Source organism: Serratia sp. PAMC26656, from assembly GCF_016469055.2.
GTDB lineage: Bacteria > Pseudomonadota > Gammaproteobacteria > Enterobacterales > Enterobacteriaceae > Serratia > Serratia plymuthica.
The window spans coordinates 1,612,606-1,629,572 of the sequence record NZ_CP150486.1 but is presented as its reverse complement, the minus strand read 5'-3'; the positions used below and the strand labels follow the sequence as shown (position 1 = coordinate 1,629,572).

Genomic DNA, 16,967 nt, shown 5'->3' with positions numbered 1-16,967 from the left:
CCCATGCTGCAGCCCGTTTCTTTGATCGCTGGCGCCGTATTATCCGCCCTGCTTTGTTCCACCGCCTTCGCCGATGAAACACCGGCCAATACCGCGGGTCTCTCCGAGCGCGCGGCGCGCGGTAACATCGTGGAGCCGGGCGGCGCACGCCGTCTGAGCGGCGATCAAACCGCCGCACTGAAAGCCTCGCTGTCTGACAAAACGGTCAAAAACGTGATTTTGCTGATTGGCGACGGCATGGGCGATTCTGAAATCACCTCGGCGCGCAACTACGCAGAAGGCGCGGGCGGCTATTTTAAAGGCATTGATGCCCTGCCGCTGACCGGTCAATACACCCATTACTCGCTGGATAAGAAAACCCACAAGCCAGATTACGTGACGGATTCCGCCGCCTCGGCGACCGCATGGTCAACCGGCGTAAAAACCTATAACGGCGCGCTGGGAGTTGACGTCAACGGCAAGGATCAGCCGACGCTGCTGGAAATCGCCAAGGCGGCAGGTAAAGCCACCGGCAACGTCTCCACCGCCGAGCTACAGGACGCCACACCGGCAGCGCAGGTCTCGCATGTCACCTCTCGCAAATGTTACGGCCCGGAAGAAACCAGCGAAAAATGCGCCACCAACGCGCTGGAGAATGGCGGCCGTGGTTCTATCACCGAGCAATTGCTCAAAACCCGCGCCGACGTCTCGCTGGGCGGTGGGGCGAAATCCTTTAATCAGCTGGCGAAAAGCGGCGAATGGCAGGGAAAGTCATTGAAAGACCAGGCAACCGCGCTGGGTTATCAGTGGGTGGAAAACCTTGACGGCCTGAATGCCATCAGCGTAGCCAATCAGCAAAAACCGCTGCTGGGGTTGTTTGCCGCCGGCAATATGCCGGTGCGCTGGCAGGGCCCAAAAGCCTCGCATCACGGTAATATCGACCAACCGGCGGTCACCTGCGAGAACAACCCGGCACGTACTGCCGACATCCCAACGCTGGCGGCAATGACAGAAAAAGCGATAGAACTGCTGAAAAATCAGCAAAACGGTTTCTTCCTGCAGGTGGAAGGTGCATCGATCGACAAGCAGGACCATGAAGCCAACCCTTGCGGCCAGTTCGGCGAGACGGTCGATCTGGATGAAGCGGTACAGAAAGCGCTGGCCTTCGCCCGCGCCGACGGCAACACGCTGGTGATTGTCACCGCCGACCACGCCCATTCCAGCCAGATTATTGCCGTCGATGCCAAAGCGCCAGGCCTGACGCAAACGCTGACCACCAAAGATGGTGCGCCAATGACCATCAGCTACGGTAACTCGGAGGAAGGCTCTCAGGGACACACCGGCACCCAGTTGCGCGTTGCCGCCTACGGCCCGCGTGCCGCTAACGTCGTGGGGCTGACCGATCAGACCGACCTGTTCTACACCATGCGTGACGCCATGGCGATTAAGTAAGTCGGTTGCCCGGTAGCTTGCTCTATCCCTTCTCCTCCTGAATATCAGGAGGAGAAGCAGCTTTAACAGGTTAAAAATGCTCGATTAACGGCTATATTCACCCTTGCGTCTTCACTTCGCGCCAAAGCGCCCAGATGAAAAGGATGAGCCCTTGCAGTTGATTAACCTGCCATTTACCACCGAACGTCTGCGGCTACGCCGCTTTACCCCTGCCGATCTCAACGCCTACGCGGCTTATCATCGCCTTCCGGAAGTTTATCGGTATTTGTACGCCCCCACGCCGAGCGATGCGCAGTTGGAAGAACAGCTTTCCCAGGCTGTGGCTTCGCGTTTCAGTGAGGATGGCGATATCTTTTATTGTGCGGTCACTCTGCAAGACAGCGGGGAATTGATCGGTGAAGTGCTGCTGAAACTGGCCAACCGCGCGGCATTGCAAGGAGAGATCGGCTATATTTTCAACCCGGTCTACGCCGGTAAAGGCTATGCCGCAGAAGCAGTGCGTGCGGTGCTGGAGCGAGGCTTCAGCGAAGTGGGCTGCCACCGCATCTTTGCCCGGCTCGATGCCGCCAATCAGGGCTCGATCGGCGTGGTCGAGCGGCTGGGCCTGCGTAAAGAGGCCCACCTGCGGCAAAACGACCGTTTCAACGGCGAGTGGGGCGACGAGTTTATTTACGCCTTGTTGAACGAAGAATGGCAGCGCAGACAACCGTAGCGCGTTCTAGGCATCTGCCAGCACCTTCGCCGCCATTTGCTTATAGCTCTCCACCAGTTCGCGGCCCTCATCGGGGCCGGTACTGACCGCCAGGCGCATCGTCGCTTCGCCCAGATGCATCAGCAGAAAAGCGGCATTTTCAACCGCAACAGGATCCGCCTGTGGCCGCAAACGCCGTATCGCCGCCGCCAGCAACGCACCGTTCAATCGGCTTTCCGCCACCTCTTCTTCGCGCAGCGTTTTGTTGGCCTGCGTTGCCGCCCAGATATCCCGCATGACGGGCTCAGCCATAAACAAGGCATAATATTCGTCAATCAGGCAGCTAAAAGCCTCGATCAGTTGTGGAAAATTCTGCACTTCAGTTAAACACTGCTCAATGCATTCGCGCGCTTCCTGGTTATAACGCTGTGCCAACACGCGCACAATAGCGGTCTTATCCGGGAAGTACTGGTACAGCGCCCCAATGGAAATACCGGCATTGAGCGCCACTTCGCTCATTCGCATCGCATCGCTGCCCTGCTGGGCTATCAGCGCGGTGGCGCAATCCAGGATCAGCTCCACCTTCTCACGGCTCCGCGTCTGGCTGGGTTTACGCCGTAACGCGGGTGGATTTTTTTGCTTGTCATTCATCAGCATCGTCCTTTGAACCAAAAACTACCTTGACAATAATACGAGGGTTTATCATATTTACAAAACATGAGTAACACTCACATTTTGGAGATGGACGATGGATAACAGCGATATGACCTCACCGATACTGGTTTTAGGCGCCACCGGTAAAACCGGCAGCCGTGTAGCAGCGCGTTTGCAACAGCAAGGCGTGGCCGTACGCCCCGGCCACCGTGGCGCCGCCATTCCTTTTGACTGGGAGGACAGCGACAGTTGGCAACCGGCCTTACAGGATGTGAAAAAGGTGTATCTCAGCTTCCAGCCCGATCTGGCGGTGCCGGGCGCCATCGACACCATTGAACGTTTTTGCCGACAGGCGGTAACGGGGGGTGTGCAAAAGATCGTGTTGCTCAGCGGGCGCGGAGAAGACGAAGCTCGCCAGGCAGAAGAAATGGTAGAGCGCAGCGGCGCGGACTGGACGATATTGCGCGCCAGCTGGTTTATGCAAAACTTCAGCGAAAGCTTTATTTACGAAGAGTTGCTGAACGGCACGGTTTATTTGCCGCCGGGCGAAATTCCAGAACCCTTTATTGATGCCGATGATATCGCCGACATCGCGGTCGCCGCACTCACTCAGCCCGGCCACAGCAATAGGGTATATGAACTAACCGGCCCGCGACTGATGACATTTGAACAGGCCATTAGCGAGATTGCCGCCGCCAGCGGACGTGAGATTCTCTATCAGCAGGTGCCGATAGTCGATTATGTCGGTTATCTGCGCGAAGCGCAGTTGCCGGAGGAGATGGTCAGCTTGCTGGAGTATCTGTTCAGTACGGTACTGGATGGGCGCAATGCATCACTGACCGACGACATTCAACGCAGCCTTGGGCGCCCGGCGCGTGATTTCAGCACCTATGCCGCCGACACCGCAACCCGCGGTATTTGGCAACCGCGCTAATCGGATGCTGGCCGCCACACGGCGGCCATTTTCGTTTTGTTACCGGCTACCTTTTGCAACCGATCGCTAAATATTGTGTGATAAGGCAATATCGTTTAAATCAGCGGCAATTAACCCCTGCTAATTTAACGGTTATATTTAGCCCGCAATAATAAATGTATTATTCCTGCTTATATTCCTCTTTTTTTAGTTACAAAAGTAGTTTTTAACATTCTTGCAAACAATAATATCCCCTCAGTAACCTGAGTTGAACAATCCGCCTCCAGGCAGCCTGTAATAATCCACTTTTCGTTAAAGAAAACTATTAACAAAAAGACATTATCACTGTAATTCGGCTCATGCCGGCGGTCTGTTTTGGCTTATTTCCAGGGTAACTCCCGATAAATTCTTTCACCTGCAATGAGTAGAATTTACACATAAGAGATTTGATTTAATGAGAAAATTACTCGTCCTGATCTTCTGTCTGAATCTGTTCGGCATCACGCAACAGGCTGCAGCAGAAGAGAACAAGACCGTCGATGTGGTACTGATTGGCGGCGGCATCATGAGCGCCACCCTGGGGACTTACCTGCATGAGCTGGAGCCGAATTGGTCCATCGACATGTATGAGCGCATGAACGGCGTTGCGGAAGAAAGTTCCAACGGCTGGAATAATGCCGGTACCGGCCACTCCGCTTTCGCCGAAATGAACTACACGCCAGAGAAAGAAGACGGCACCATTGATATCAGCAAAGCCGTGGTGGTTAACGAGTCTTTTGAAATCTCTCGTCAGTTCTGGTCTTATCAGGTAAAAAATAACGTCCTGAAAGATCCAAAATCCTTTATTAACAGCGTACCGCACATGAGCTTTGTCTGGGGTGACGATAACGTCAGCTTCCTGCGCAAACGCTATGAGGCGCTGCAGCACAGCACCCTGTTCCGTGGGATGGAATACTCCGAAGACGCCAACCAGATTAAACAGTGGGCGCCGCTGGTAATGAACGGCCGCGATCCGGCGCAGAAAATTGCCGCGACCCGCATGCCGCTGGGTACCGACGTCAACTTTGGCGTGATCACCCATCAACTGGTGGATACGCTGACCAAAAATCCTAACTTCAAGCTGAACCTGAGCCATGAAGTGCGCGATATCAAACGCAACGCCGACAGCACCTGGCGCGTCACCGTGGCCGATCTGAACCGTGACGGTAAAGAAACCACCGTTAACGCCAAATTCGTGTTTATCGGGGCAGGCGGCGCCTCTCTGACACTGTTGCAGAAATCCGGCATTCCTGAAGCTGACGGCTACGGCGGTTTCCCGGTCGGCGGCCAGTTCCTGGTGACCACCAATCCGGAAGTGGCAAATCAGCATCTGGCCAAGGTTTACGGTCTGGCCAGCGTAGGTTCGCCGCCAATGTCGGTTCCGCACCTGGACACCCGCATGCTGGATGGCAAGCGCGTCGTTCTGTTCGGGCCATTCGCCACCTTCTCCAGCAAGTTCCTGAAAAACGGTTCGCTGTTCGATCTGCTGCACTCTCTGAGCACGTCTAACCTGATGCCGATGACCCATGTCGGGCTGGATAACTTCGACCTGGTGAAATACCTGGTTGGCCAGTTGATGATGAACGACGATGACCGTTTCGCTGCGCTGAAAGAGTACTTCCCTGAAGCCAAACAGGCCGACTGGAAGCTGTGGACCGCCGGCCAACGCGTGCAGATCATCAAGAAAGATGATGAGAAAGGCGGTGTGTTGCAGTTCGGCACCGAAGTGGTCAGCTCCGAGGACGGCAGCATCGCCGCCCTGCTCGGCGCATCACCGGGCGCCTCAACCGCTGCGCCAATCATGCTGCACCTGATGGAAAAAGTGTTCAAAGATAAAGTGGCGACGCCGGAATGGCAGAGCAAGCTGAAAGAGATCATTCCATCCTATGGTCACAAGCTGAACGGCGACATTGAAATGACCAACAAGATCCGTGGCTACACCAGCAGCGTCTTGCAGTTGGACTATATCGAAGTGAAGCCGGAAACTCACTGATCCGACGTTTATTCCCCCTTCCCTCAAGGCCGCCCCGCGCGGCCTTTTCTGTTTCTCCGCGGCTGGAAGAGCACGTTTAGCCACCTTTAGTCCTCCAGTTAACACTTGCGTAACCCGGTTCAGCGGCCTATTATCAAAGAACTAGCTTGGATAATTACTCTTACCCACTATGACCTGAATGCCGTACCGCGGGAGAACTTAAACAATGGATCGCGTCAATATCATTCACGATTTGCTGAACTGGATTGAAACTCATCTGGATCAACCGCTGCTGTTAGATAACGTGGCGGCAAAATCGGGCTACTCCAAGTGGCACCTGCAAAGGATGTTCCGCAGCACCACCGGCCATGCGCTGGGCAGCTATATCCGCGAGCGCCGCCTGTCACAGGCCGCGCAGGCGCTGCGCTCGACCCCACGCCCTATTCTCGACATCGCCCTGCAGTTCCATTTTGATTCCCAGCCGTCATTTTCACGGGCGTTTAAAAAACAGTTCGGCAAAACGCCGGCGGTGTATCGCCGCACCACGCGCTGGGACGTGGTAGAGATGCGTCCGCAACCGATCGCGCCGCAGAACGGGCATCGGCACGAGTCTCCAGGCGCGCACTTGTGGTATGCGGGGAAATGCGTGGATGGCGCCTGCACTCATTGGATGGGCCAGCGCTGAGGCGGATAAAAAGCAAAAAGCCAATGGGCAATCCCATTGGCTTTTTTAATGCCCGCAATACTCAGTTGTATTCGATGGTAAAGGTTGCGGTCGACTGGATATTGCCGCCTTTTATCGTAGTGCCGGTACGGTAGTAACGGGCTTTCAGCGGCAGGGTCAGGGTGTTGGCCTGGTTCGGCACGGTGCGACCTGCGTTGACCGCGTCACCGTTCTTGATAGGCAGCGTGGTGCTGCCCGTCAACAACTGCACGGCAACGCCGGAAGCCGTATTGGCGCCAGATTGCGATTTGATCACGCCAGGCGCATTAGAACTATCCGGAGTGTAGTCAAAACGCACATTCACAATCCCCTGCCCGGCATTGCCTGGCAGCAGATTTTCACCGACGCCGCCAACGCAGTTAATGTTGATATCAAACGCCTTCTCACCCTGGGTTGAGCCGACACCGCCAAAAGAGGCTGCCGTGACGGTATCCAGATTAACCACCTTGTTTTTGGAACCGCTGTCCACATTGCAGGTTGAAGTGACAATCGTCAGGCTGTTGGCATCGACAATCGATTGCAGCAGTGGCAACCCAGGACCGGTACCGTCCATGTAATAGTTGGTATATAGCCCGGTAGTCAACTGGCCGGTGCCTGTTTGGGCCGCGGTTTTAACGACGTCAATCTTGAAGTAACCGCCGTTAAGGGTAACGTTGGAATTACCAGAAAAGTTCAAGGTATGAGGGTAGAAGTTACTCACCGAGCCGGCCTCACGGTATAAACGAATACCGATACCCGGAATATTGGTACTCCACACATTGGTGAAGCTGGTGGCGCGGCCCTGCATGATCGAACCAATCGCGCTGCCGCCTCTTGAGCAACTGGCGATATTACTGACTTCATTGATTGGAAACTGGCCGGTAACCAAAGTGTCGCCCACCTGGCTGCCTGGGGTCACCAGCACACGCCCAAGCTTCATATTGATCACCTGCGCCTTGTAACCACTTCTGACAGAACAGGCGGCATAAGCACTTTGACCGCCCACCATCATCAAGCCGAGCAGCATCAAGCATTTCGCTGACGTTTTATTCAGTGACAGAACACGCGTTAATTTTATCATTTGCAACTCGCTTCAATAATTTCGTAGTCAGTATTGCCCTGCGCTTTCGCCTTGTAGCTATAGCTGACAGAACACTGCTGCGTAGGCTGCGTGCCCCATTTCACCTGTAACAGCCCTTTTTGCGCTTCCGTACGCAAGTAGATGCGGCTGCCCTGGCCGACGATGCCCACCACCTGATTGCGGGTATCCAGCACTTCAGAACCAAATGGCAACGCGTTGCCGTCCGGGCCGAGAGCATGAATGATCAACGCCTGGCCTTTGGTGGTTTTGAACTCCAGCCGTGCGATGGCACCGGCGTAAGGCGCAATCTGCTGACTGCTGCTTTCCAGCTCCACATCGCGCGACATGCCGCTCGGATCGAGCGTGACGCTGGTCATGCTGTATGGCGCCACATAAGGCACGACCGCATAGCCGTTATCATCGATACGCACGCCCGGCGAGTTGGTCACGATAGCCCCGGCAGCGTCCGGCGCCTCTACCAGCACCATGGTCTGACCGCGCTGCGGCGTCATGGTCACCCCACCGCTGTGAGCCACTACGCTACCCGACGCCCCGATCGACGACTGACGATAATCCTTGCCGTAGCTGTAAGAACCGTTCAGCGTCGAGAACCGGCTACGGTATTCGCCGCTTACGCTGCTGTTGGTGCCGCCGGATTGATCGTTAGCCAGCGCCGCGCTGTAGCTGAGGTTGTTGTCTTCACCGGTAGAACCGTTAATGCCCACGCGGCTGCTGTCGTAGCCGTTATCGGTATAGCCCAATGAACTGTTCAGGCTCAGCGTCTGCGAACCGACGCTGAACGGAATCGACAGCGTCAGGTAATAACGGGTTTCATCACGGTTATACATGTCCGAGGTGCGCATGGCGGACAGGCCATAGGTGACGCGACCATAATAGTTGTTATAACCCACCTGATACTGCTTGGTGCTGCCGCCCCGGTTCCAGTAATCGCGAACCGAACCGGTGATATACAACGCGCCAAAGTCATCGCCCAGCCCCTGGTTGAGGGTCAGTTGGTATTCGCTGCGCTGGCGGTTAACGGCGTCGGCACTCAGGTTCTTGCGCTCGTTGTCTCGCGAGTAAACGGCGTCACGCAACGAAAGGTAACCGGAGGTGGAGTAGCGATAAGCGGCGATGGTGAAGTTGGTGTTGGTTTCAGTCATCAACTTGCTGTAGCTGAGCTTATAGCTCTGACCGGATTGGTCGCCCTGCTTCAGGCGGGTATTGGCCTGAGTCACGTCCAGAGCAAAGGCACCGATTGGCGTCGCTACCGCACTGCCCAACAACACGGCACCATAGCCGTCACTGGCGATAGCGCCGGTGTAGCCGGTGATGATATTGGTAAACCCGCGCTGATAAGTCGCCTGGAACATATCGGGTTCCTTGCTCAAATTATCATCGCGCACTCGGCCTGCGGTCAGGGCATAACGCTGGATCCCCGGACGCAACATCTGCGCTACCGAAGCGTAAGGCACGCTGAACTGGCGCTTGCTGCCGTCGGCCTCGTTGATGGTGACGTTCAAGTCGCCGCCGTAACCGGTTGGGTAAAGATCGTTAATCACGAATTCGCCGGGAGCAACGGTGGTCTGGTAGATCAACTGGTTATTCTGACGAATCTCCACCAGCGCGTTACTTTGCGCCACGCCACGCACCACAGGCGCATAGCCGTTCAGAGAGTCAGGCAACATACGGTCATCCGTCGCGACCTGTACGCCGCGAAAACCGATAGAATCAAAGAAGTCGCCGCTGGTATAGGTATCACCCAACGTCAGCATGCCGCGTACGGCCGGGATGGCACGCTGCGCGTAAGTGGCGGTATTTTGCCAATGGGTGCTTTCGTTGGAGCGCCAGTTGACATTAGAGTCATGGCGCAACTGCCAACCGGCCACGTTTAACCCGGCGTTCAGGGTCAAATACGCGTTGGTTGAATCCGCGTTGCTGCCGTTGGCGGAACTGTGGGTATTAAAGGCATTAAAATTATACGAAAGGCTGCCGGCGGTAATGCCACGATCCCAGAATTTCGGATCGACATAACCACGCGCACTCCGGCGCAGCGACGACTGCGGGATACTGATATCCATTCGCAGCGAACTGGTATCAAGGCGATAATAGGCTTCCGGCACCCACTGCGGCAGGCTTTTACAGGTATCGGTAGTGACCGAAGGATCGCTGCTCAATGCCGCAGTATCCACACCGAATTCATCCAGCGACAGCAGAGAGAAACAGGTGTCGGCGCTGTTCTTACCCGGCACGTTTTTGAAATCGATACTCTTCTTGCCTTTCCACTCGCCGTTAACATAGACGTCGAGTGAGTATTTGCCGGCAAGAATAGGGTTGCCGTCGCGGAAACGCGAAAGATCGACGCCTTGCGCCTCCCCAATCAGGAAGCTGCTGTTGAAGGAAGCTTCAACCGGTGCGGTGGGCTTTTTGTTGTCGGTAACGATTTCCGCCAGGGCAAATCCAGGCGCCGCCAGGCAAAGTGCGCCACCGGTCAACAACAGAATCGACTTATAGTTAAATAGCGCCCGTTTAATGGCCGCAGAGATAGGCAACTCTTTCATATAAAAGCATTCCTTTACCAAATTAAGCTCACCCCACCGACAGCTTGCGCTCTGGGATATGAGTCTCTCTTCCAAGAGTTACTTTTGCTTATTCTTAGTGCGGGACACGCGTCCGCCAAAATCGTTAATGGTGGTAAATGCAACGTCGGCGATGCGCGAGCTGTCACCGGAAAACGACAGCGTTTTTTCCTGGCCTGGGGCCAGCATGTCGCCGTGTGGTGCCAACGGCACGTTCTTCTGGTTGATGACGGCATTGATTTCGGTAAACGACACGTAATACGGCGTTGGGTTTTTCACGCTGACGCCGGCGCCGCTAAAGCGCCACTGCAGTTTTTCAGGTGCATCGTTCGCTTCGCCAGTCAGGCCGGCCGGACGATACAGCAGTTTGACGCGGGTGCGGAAAGCCACCTGTAAAAAGTTCTCAGGCGTACTGCTGCTTGCCCCGGTCGGCGCAGGAGGGATCTCCAGTACGTTCAACCAGAACAGGGATTCTTTGTCTTGTGCCAATGCTGACGTGGTCAGTGAAACACGCAGCGCCTGGCCGGTAGCCGGTTCAACGCGGCTGATTGGCGGGGAAACGATAAACGGTGCCTTGCTGTTTTCAGGCGTGGTTTTCGCATCGCCTTCGTCAATCCAGGATTGGATCAATGCCGGTGAAGTTCCATTATTTGATAATTGGACGGTAACTTCCCGTTGTTTTCCCGGATAAATAATACGAGTACCGTTAATGATGACACTGGAAAAAACGCTGCTGCTGAATAGCGTGGCAATCAGCAATACACTGTATTTTTTAAATGAATTTTTCATTATTTTATCACTACGGTAGGGAAAAACGGCGGAGGTATTCCCCCCGCCAGAATAAAAATATTACTTATTGATAAATGATGGTGTACTGAACGCTTGAAGTCACATCACCAGCGCCGGCAGCGTTGGTCGCGTAATATTCAGCGTAGTAGTTCAGGTCAGCAGAATCGCCTTCGTTAGCAACGGTAACCCACTGAGAGTTGTTCTGTGCGCCGTTGGTGCCGGCGGCCAGAATTGGCAGGAACTGGTTGTTGCTGCCCAGCAGCTGAATTTGCACGTTGGTCGCTGCATCAGTCTGTGCCTGGTTGTTCAGACGGCCAGTATTGAAATCAACAGTTGCGCCTGGTTCGAAATAAGTGGCTACCTGGCCTTTAGAACATTTGGTCAGGTTGATTGCGAATGGAGTACGGCCGGCAGTTGCGCTCTGAGTTGCCAAAGTTGAAGCAGAAACAGTTGGCAGAGTAACGGTGAAGTCTTTACCGCCTGGGGTGCTGATAGTACAAGTCTGGTCAGTCACTTTACCGTTGAAAGTAATAGTACCGTCAGTCGCTTGTGCAGAAAAAGAAGAAATAGTAGCGGCGCTTACAGCCAATGCCAATACGGCAGACAGTTTAGAAATTTTCATATTTAGACTCTCGATGAATTAATACAACTATTAAGTACATTCAGCGATGCTACTCCTTGTCAGGAATGAAGCCCCGATGAATCCATTGCCCGGCGAAATATAGACCAGGCTTATTCTTATTGTTAAATCGTTTATAACATTCATATCACCCCTCTTGATAGGAAAAAACTATCAACAAATACCTATCGATCGATGTTGACGATTCAACTGAATAGGAATAATCTGTGTTTTGAAAAGCCAGGTAGTTCAACATATTGCTTTAAGTCATAATTATCAGGATATTATCCTGTAAATTTACATTTTGTTACCCTTGAAATCATTTGGACTTCGCGACAAATTGCGCGTTTAATGGTCTGGGGGCGACATGACACGTCCTGGTTGAATTAAATAAGATAATTACCAATAAAAAACACTCATTAACTTTTATTACCGTTAAAAAACAAGCATTTACATATCAGTCAAAGGATTGAGGAATGAGCGGTTCTTTTAGAGCGAAAAATAACGGAATTAATTATGTTTTCCAGCCAATGTTCGGAAAATCCGGACAATTGCTGGCCGTTGAATGCTTGTCCCGATTCCCTTTCAATAGCGAATATGCCCATTTTTCCCCTGAACAGTTTTTTCGATCTGCCGATAGTGCAACCCGGATTGAGATTCTGTTAGAACAGGTCAGCCTGATAGAAAAATATAATCACTGGTTTCGTGATAATCAGGTTATAGCCACATTGAATGTGGACGACCATTCGTTGCGATGGCTGGCCAGTGACCATTTTGCAGAAAGAATTCGCGCCACTCGGTGTATTCATTTTGAAATCAGCGAAAACTCAACCCGACTGGTAAAAGATCGCGTTCATGGCGATCCCTCGCTGAAAAGTTATTCATTTTGGCTCGATGATTTTGGTTCTGGCTACGCCGGTTTTTCCGCGTTGTATAACAGCCAGTTCCGCTTCGTTAAGCTCGACCGATTTTTGTTATGGAATTTTATGGAAAAATCTGGCGGTGACGGCTTAATGCGCGCTTTATTGCGATTTTTTTACCTTAACCATTACAAGGTAATTATCGAAGGGGTTGAAACTCCCGACCATAAAAAATGGCTGGACGAAATGCCATATTACGCACTGCAGGGAAAGCTGTGGAAGGAATCCGACATCAAGGATTTGAACTCGCTTCTTACAGCTGAATACTTTTAACTCATTATTGGTGTCTGCCATTATGTCTAAAAACAATGTCCTTGTTATTAGTGAGTGTAAGTACAGCTATGTCGGCCTTTCGGTATTAGTGAAAAAACATTACGGCAAGTACGATATCAGACTGTTTTCGGATTTTATGCAGGGTGGTTCCAAGGCGGAAAAGATAATTAAGCACGATATCGCGCTGATCTTTACCTCGCAAAATCTGGAGCAAAGTGTCAACGTCATTGAAAGCCTGGTGTCAATGCATCAGCAATACAACACCAAAACGCGGATCCTGGTATTTTATGATGACGAACGCGTAGTGAAACTGCTGTCGATACTGGGTATTTCCGTTGAATTGGTCTCTACCCGTATCCCACTTTATTCGCTGCAGGAAAAAATACAAAATCTATTGGAAAGCAAAGAGTCAGGCGGGATAAAAATGCAGAAAACCCGCGAACTCAGCCCGGCGGAAAGTGATGTCATCTTCAACCTGCTGCGTGGCGATAGCCTGCTGCATATTGCCCAGAAGCGCGGCACGCATCCCAAAACCATTTTCTCGCAAAAATACAGCGCGATGAAAAAGCTGCGTTTGCGCAGCATGAGCACCATCTTCGTCGCCAGTAAATAACCCTTCAGGCTGCTACCCGGCGGCCTGCTTTCGTCGTGCCAGGTTAAATTAATGTAACAATGAGCGACAAAGCAGCAACAGTCACATAACACTCCTGTCTATTGGTTACGATTTGGCCGTGGGGCTTTCCCACAAGTCGTGTCGTATGGATTAAATAAAAACATCAGGAGATGTTATGAAATCATCCTTGTTCAGCCGTTATACCTGCTTTGTTTTGAGCATCTTGCTTGCGCTGGCGTCATTGGCGCTGTTGCCGCAACGGCCCTGGTTTTGGTTGCCGACAATCCTTTTCGGGTGTCTGAGCGCACTGGGCATTTACGATCTGACTCAGCAACGCCACGCCATCTGCCGCAACTATCCGATCATCGGCCGCCTGCGCTTTTTCTTCGAATTTATCCGCCCGGAAATACGCCAATATTTACTGGAAGAAGATAACGCCCAGATCCCGTTCTCACGTACTCAGCGCACGCTGGTCTACCGCCGCGCCAAAAATGAGATGGGCGACAAGCCATTCGGTACCCAACTGGACGTTTATCAAACGGGTTATGAATGCATCGGCCATTCCATGCGCCCGGTAGCGGCATCCGATCCCACCAGTTTTCGCGTGGCGATCGGCGGCCCGGACTGTAGCCAACCCTATTCCGCCTCAATCTTTAATATCTCCGCCATGAGCTTCGGCGCGTTGTCGGCCAACGCCATTCGCGCCCTCAATCTTGGCGCAGCGAAAGGTAATTTCTATCATGACACCGGCGAAGGTAGCATCAGCCGCTATCACCGTGAGCACGGCGGCGATCTGGTGTGGGAACTGGGCAGCGGCTATTTCGGCTGCCGCACCGCCGACGGCCATTTCGATCCGCAGCGCTTTGCCGAGCAGGCAAAAAACCCGCAGGTAAAAATGATTGAAATCAAACTCAGCCAGGGCGCCAAACCGGGCCATGGCGGCATTCTGCCGGCAAAAAAAGTGGATGCGGAAATTGCCGCCACGCGCGGCGTGCCCGAGGGGGAAGACTGCATTTCTCCGGCCTCGCACAGCGCCTTCACCACCCCGGTGGAAATGATGCATTTTATCCAGCAACTGCGCGAACTGTCCGGCGGTAAACCTGTGGGTTTTAAGCTGTGCATCGGCCACCCGTGGGAATTTGTCGCTATCGCCAAGGCGATGCTGCATACCCATATTTTGCCGGACTTTATCGTAGTAGACGGTAAGGAAGGCGGCACCGGCGCCGCACCGCTTGAGTTATCCAACTATATGGGTATGCCGTTGCGCGAAGGGCTTTTGTTCGTCCACAACACTCTGGTGGGCTGCGGGCTGCGCGACAAGATCAAAGTCGGTGCCAGCGGCAAAATCATCAGTGCCTTCGACATCGCCAGCGTGCTGGTGCTGGGCGCCGACTGGGTGAACTCGGCGCGCGGCTTTATGTTCGCCGTCGGCTGCATCCAGTCGCAAAGCTGCCACACCAACCACTGCCCGACCGGCGTCGCCACGCAGGACCCACTGCGCCAGAAGGCGCTAGTGGTACCGAACAAAGCCGAACGCGTTTACCACTTCCACCAAAATACGGTCAAAGCGCTGGCGGAAATGCTGGCAGCAGCCGGCATCAGCCGCCCGGAGCAACTGACGTCTCACCATATGCTACGCCGCATCACCTCAACCGAAATCAAGGTCTATGCGGATATCTATTACTACCTGGAGCCGGGCGCATTGCTGGAAAAAGAGATCCAAAGTGATTTTTATGCGCGTATGTGGCGCATGGCGACGCCCAACAGTTTCGATCAGGCGATCTCGCTGCCGGTTTAACAGAAGAGGGAAAGTATTGCCCCCTCGCCTCGGGGAAGAGCATTGGAGAGGGGGTGCTTGCTACAGCAGCCCTCCCCCTCAGCGGCGAGAGGGCATGTAGGTTACGGCTTGCGCGCCGGGGCGTCGCCGGCCACGTAATACTCTGCGGTACTGCGTGGCAACGGCGCACGCTGGCGAATGTTGTCGGCAATCTTCTCGGCAATCATGATCGTGGTGGCATTCAGGTTACCGGTAATGATCAGCGGCATGATGGAGGCATCCACCACCCGCAGCCCTTCCATGCCGTGAACCCGGCCCTGGCCGTCGACCACGGCCATCTCGTCTTCGCCCATTTTGCATGAGCAGGAAGGGTGAAAGGCGGTTTCAGCATGCTCACGCACAAAGGCGTCCAGCTGCTCGTCGGTCTGCACCTCCGGCCCCGGGCTGATTTCGCGACCGCGGTATTCGTCCAGCGCCGGCTGCGCCATGATTTCACGCGTAATGCGGATCGCGTCGCGGAACTCCTGCCAGTCTTGCTCTGTCGCCATATAGTTGAACAGGATGCTCGGATGCTGACGCGGATCTTTCGATTTCACCTGCACCCGGCCACGGCTCGGGGAACGCATCGACCCGACATGAGCCTGGAACCCGTGTTCTTTGACCGCGTTGCTGCCGTTGTAATTAATCGCCACCGGCAGGAAGTGATATTGGATATTCGGCCAGGCGAACTCCTCGCGGCTCCGGATAAAACCGCCGGCTTCAAACTGGTTACTGGCGCCAATGCCGGTGCCGTTGAACAGCCACTCTGCACCAATCTTCGGCTGGTTGAACCATTGCAGCGCCGGATACAGCGACACCGGTTTTTTACAGGCGTACTGCAGATACATTTCCAGGTGATCCTGCAGGTTCTCACCGACGCCCGGCAGATCGTGCACCACCTTGATATCCAGGCTTTTCAGCAACGACGCAGGGCCGACGCCGCTACGTTGCAGGATCTGTGGCGAGGCAATCGCCCCAGCACACAGCAGCACTTCGCGCCGCGCGCTTGCGCTGATGATCTGATTGCCGTCGCCCTGCAAGTAATCAACGCCCACCGCACGTTTGCCATCGAAACGAATACGATCTGTGAGTGCATGGGTGACAATCTTCAGATTAGGGCGCGAACGCGCCTGATCCAGATAACCGCGAGCGGTGCTGGCACGGCGGCCTTTCGGCGTCACGGTACGATCCATCGGGCCGAACCCTTCCTGCTGATAGCCGTTCAGATCTTCGGTACGCGGATAGCCCGCCTGCACGCCGGCTTCCACCATCGCGTGGAACAGTTCGTTGTTGCCGGCTTTCGGGGTAGTGACGCTGACCGGGCCGTCGCCGCCGTGATAATCGTTCGGTCCGATGTCGCGGGTTTCCGCCTTGCGGAAATACGGCAGGCAGTCCAGATAGCTCCAGTGTTCCAGACCCGGCGCTTTTGCCCAGTTGTCGAAATCCATCGCGTTGCCGCGGATGTAGCACATGCCGTTGATCAGCGAAGAACCGCCCAGGCCTTTGCCGCGGCCGCATTCCATACGGCGGTTGTTCATGTGCGGCTCAGGATCGGTTTCGTAGGCCCAATTGTAGCGACGGCCCTGCAGCGGGAAAGCCAGCGCGGCCGGCATCTGCGTACGGAAATCCATCCGGTAATCCGGGCCGCCGGCTTCCAGCAGCAACACGCTGATATCGGCGTCTTCGGTTAAACGGGTGGCTAATACGTTACCGGCAGAGCCGGCACCGATAATAATATAATCAAATTCCATTAATGATCTCCTCATCCCCTTCGTCTTTCAAGCCGCAGCGTTGTTGGCTGCGTACGTCCCCCCCAGTCACTTACTCAAGTAAGCTCCTGGGGATGCCCGCACTTGCCGCCTAGCTGCAACTTG

14 protein-coding genes are annotated in these 16,967 nt (G+C 54.1%); 8 read left to right on the top strand and 6 right to left on the bottom strand.

All coding sequences use genetic code 11. The annotated features are described in order from the left end of the window. Window positions 1–3: 3 nt before the first annotated feature. Both phoA and JEM67_RS08370 read left to right on the top strand, forming a co-directional pair. Window positions 4–1,431: an alkaline phosphatase gene (gene phoA / locus JEM67_RS08375; RefSeq protein ID WP_199635252.1), complete on the top strand. Its 1,428-nt coding sequence runs from the start codon at window positions 4–6 to the stop codon at window positions 1,429–1,431. Window positions 1,432–1,582: 151 nt separating this feature from the next. After that, entirely contained in the window at window positions 1,583–2,143 is a 561-nt protein-coding gene (locus JEM67_RS08370; RefSeq protein ID WP_199635253.1) for a GNAT family N-acetyltransferase, read from the top strand. 6 nt (window positions 2,144–2,149) lie between these two features. Here JEM67_RS08370 and JEM67_RS08365 read toward each other — a convergent pair whose 3' ends face one another. After that, a complete protein-coding gene (locus tag JEM67_RS08365) occupies window positions 2,150–2,773 on the bottom strand; it encodes a TetR/AcrR family transcriptional regulator (protein ID WP_199635254.1) in 624 nt (207 codons plus the stop codon). Between the two features lie 97 nt (window positions 2,774–2,870). Between JEM67_RS08365 and JEM67_RS08360 the strand changes: the two genes are divergently transcribed. The 3 genes from JEM67_RS08360 to JEM67_RS08350 all read left to right on the top strand — a co-directional run bounded on the left by JEM67_RS08360 (window position 2,871) and on the right by JEM67_RS08350 (window position 6,385). Next, window positions 2,871–3,710: an NAD(P)H-binding protein gene (locus JEM67_RS08360; protein WP_199635255.1), complete on the top strand. Its 840-nt coding sequence runs from the start codon at window positions 2,871–2,873 to the stop codon at window positions 3,708–3,710. 433 nt (window positions 3,711–4,143) lie between these two features. Then, window positions 4,144–5,721, top strand: coding sequence for a malate:quinone oxidoreductase (locus JEM67_RS08355; RefSeq protein WP_199635256.1), 1,578 nt, complete (start codon window positions 4,144–4,146; stop codon window positions 5,719–5,721). A gap of 205 nt (window positions 5,722–5,926) precedes the next feature. Continuing rightward, window positions 5,927–6,385, top strand: a complete 459-nt coding sequence (locus JEM67_RS08350; RefSeq protein ID WP_013812144.1) for a helix-turn-helix domain-containing protein — start codon at window positions 5,927–5,929, stop codon at window positions 6,383–6,385. A gap of 61 nt (window positions 6,386–6,446) precedes the next feature. On the opposite strand, the gene JEM67_RS08345 is transcribed toward JEM67_RS08350, so the two are convergent. From JEM67_RS08345 to JEM67_RS08330, 4 genes are all read right to left on the bottom strand, one after another. Further along, on the bottom strand, window positions 6,447–7,430 hold the full coding sequence (locus tag JEM67_RS08345; RefSeq protein WP_426406349.1) for a fimbrial protein: 984 nt from the start codon (window positions 7,428–7,430) through the stop codon (window positions 6,447–6,449). A gap of 50 nt (window positions 7,431–7,480) precedes the next feature. After that, on the bottom strand, window positions 7,481–10,045 hold the full coding sequence (locus JEM67_RS08340; protein ID WP_199635258.1) for a fimbria/pilus outer membrane usher protein: 2,565 nt from the start codon (window positions 10,043–10,045) through the stop codon (window positions 7,481–7,483). Between the two features lie 78 nt (window positions 10,046–10,123). After that, the gene (locus JEM67_RS08335) at window positions 10,124–10,852 is read right to left on the bottom strand and encodes a fimbrial biogenesis chaperone (RefSeq protein WP_199635259.1); all 729 of its coding nucleotides are present in this window, start codon (window positions 10,850–10,852) and stop codon (window positions 10,124–10,126) included. Window positions 10,853–10,916: 64 nt separating this feature from the next. Continuing rightward, a complete protein-coding gene (locus JEM67_RS08330; protein ID WP_004942285.1) occupies window positions 10,917–11,474 on the bottom strand; it encodes a fimbrial protein in 558 nt (185 codons plus the stop codon). 473 nt (window positions 11,475–11,947) lie between these two features. Here JEM67_RS08330 and JEM67_RS08325 point away from each other — a divergent pair, with 473 nt between their 5' ends. The 3 genes from JEM67_RS08325 (at window position 11,948) to JEM67_RS08315 (ending at window position 15,075) form a co-directional block, all read left to right on the top strand. Further along, the gene (locus JEM67_RS08325; protein ID WP_013812140.1) at window positions 11,948–12,664 is read left to right on the top strand and encodes an EAL domain-containing protein; all 717 of its coding nucleotides are present in this window, start codon (window positions 11,948–11,950) and stop codon (window positions 12,662–12,664) included. Between the two features lie 22 nt (window positions 12,665–12,686). After that, window positions 12,687–13,277 (top strand): hypothetical protein, encoded by a 591-nt coding sequence (locus JEM67_RS08320; RefSeq protein ID WP_004942281.1) that lies wholly within the window; start codon window positions 12,687–12,689, stop codon window positions 13,275–13,277. Between the two features lie 175 nt (window positions 13,278–13,452). After that, entirely contained in the window at window positions 13,453–15,075 is a 1,623-nt protein-coding gene (locus JEM67_RS08315) for an FMN-binding glutamate synthase family protein (RefSeq protein WP_199635260.1), read from the top strand. 101 nt (window positions 15,076–15,176) lie between these two features. Here JEM67_RS08315 and betA read toward each other — a convergent pair whose 3' ends face one another. Continuing rightward, on the bottom strand, window positions 15,177–16,844 hold the full coding sequence (gene betA / locus JEM67_RS08310; protein WP_199635261.1) for a choline dehydrogenase: 1,668 nt from the start codon (window positions 16,842–16,844) through the stop codon (window positions 15,177–15,179). Window positions 16,845–16,967: the final 123 nt, after the last annotated feature.

Bases quoted from the DNA above. Each gene is read 5' to 3' on its own strand.
- phoA (WP_199635252.1), top strand. From the start codon at position 4: ATGCTGCAGCCCGTTTCTTTGATCGCTGGCGCCGTATTATCCGCCCTG.
- JEM67_RS08315 (WP_199635260.1), top strand. From the start codon at position 13,453: ATGAAATCATCCTTGTTCAGCCGTTATACCTGCTTTGTTTTGAGCATC.
- JEM67_RS08355 (WP_199635256.1), top strand. From the start codon at position 4,144: ATGAGAAAATTACTCGTCCTGATCTTCTGTCTGAATCTGTTCGGCATC.
- JEM67_RS08360 (WP_199635255.1), top strand. From the start codon at position 2,871: ATGGATAACAGCGATATGACCTCACCGATACTGGTTTTAGGCGCCACC.
- JEM67_RS08345 (WP_426406349.1), bottom strand. From the start codon at position 7,430: ATGCTGCTCGGCTTGATGATGGTGGGCGGTCAAAGTGCTTATGCCGCC.
- JEM67_RS08330 (WP_004942285.1), bottom strand. From the start codon at position 11,474: ATGAAAATTTCTAAACTGTCTGCCGTATTGGCATTGGCTGTAAGCGCC.
- JEM67_RS08320 (WP_004942281.1), top strand. From the start codon at position 12,687: ATGTCTAAAAACAATGTCCTTGTTATTAGTGAGTGTAAGTACAGCTAT.
- JEM67_RS08340 (WP_199635258.1), bottom strand. From the start codon at position 10,045: ATGAAAGAGTTGCCTATCTCTGCGGCCATTAAACGGGCGCTATTTAAC.
- JEM67_RS08325 (WP_013812140.1), top strand. From the start codon at position 11,948: ATGAGCGGTTCTTTTAGAGCGAAAAATAACGGAATTAATTATGTTTTC.
- JEM67_RS08350 (WP_013812144.1), top strand. From the start codon at position 5,927: ATGGATCGCGTCAATATCATTCACGATTTGCTGAACTGGATTGAAACT.
- JEM67_RS08335 (WP_199635259.1), bottom strand. From the start codon at position 10,852: ATGAAAAATTCATTTAAAAAATACAGTGTATTGCTGATTGCCACGCTA.
- JEM67_RS08365 (WP_199635254.1), bottom strand. From the start codon at position 2,773: ATGAATGACAAGCAAAAAAATCCACCCGCGTTACGGCGTAAACCCAGC.
- betA (WP_199635261.1), bottom strand. From the start codon at position 16,844: ATGGAATTTGATTATATTATTATCGGTGCCGGCTCTGCCGGTAACGTA.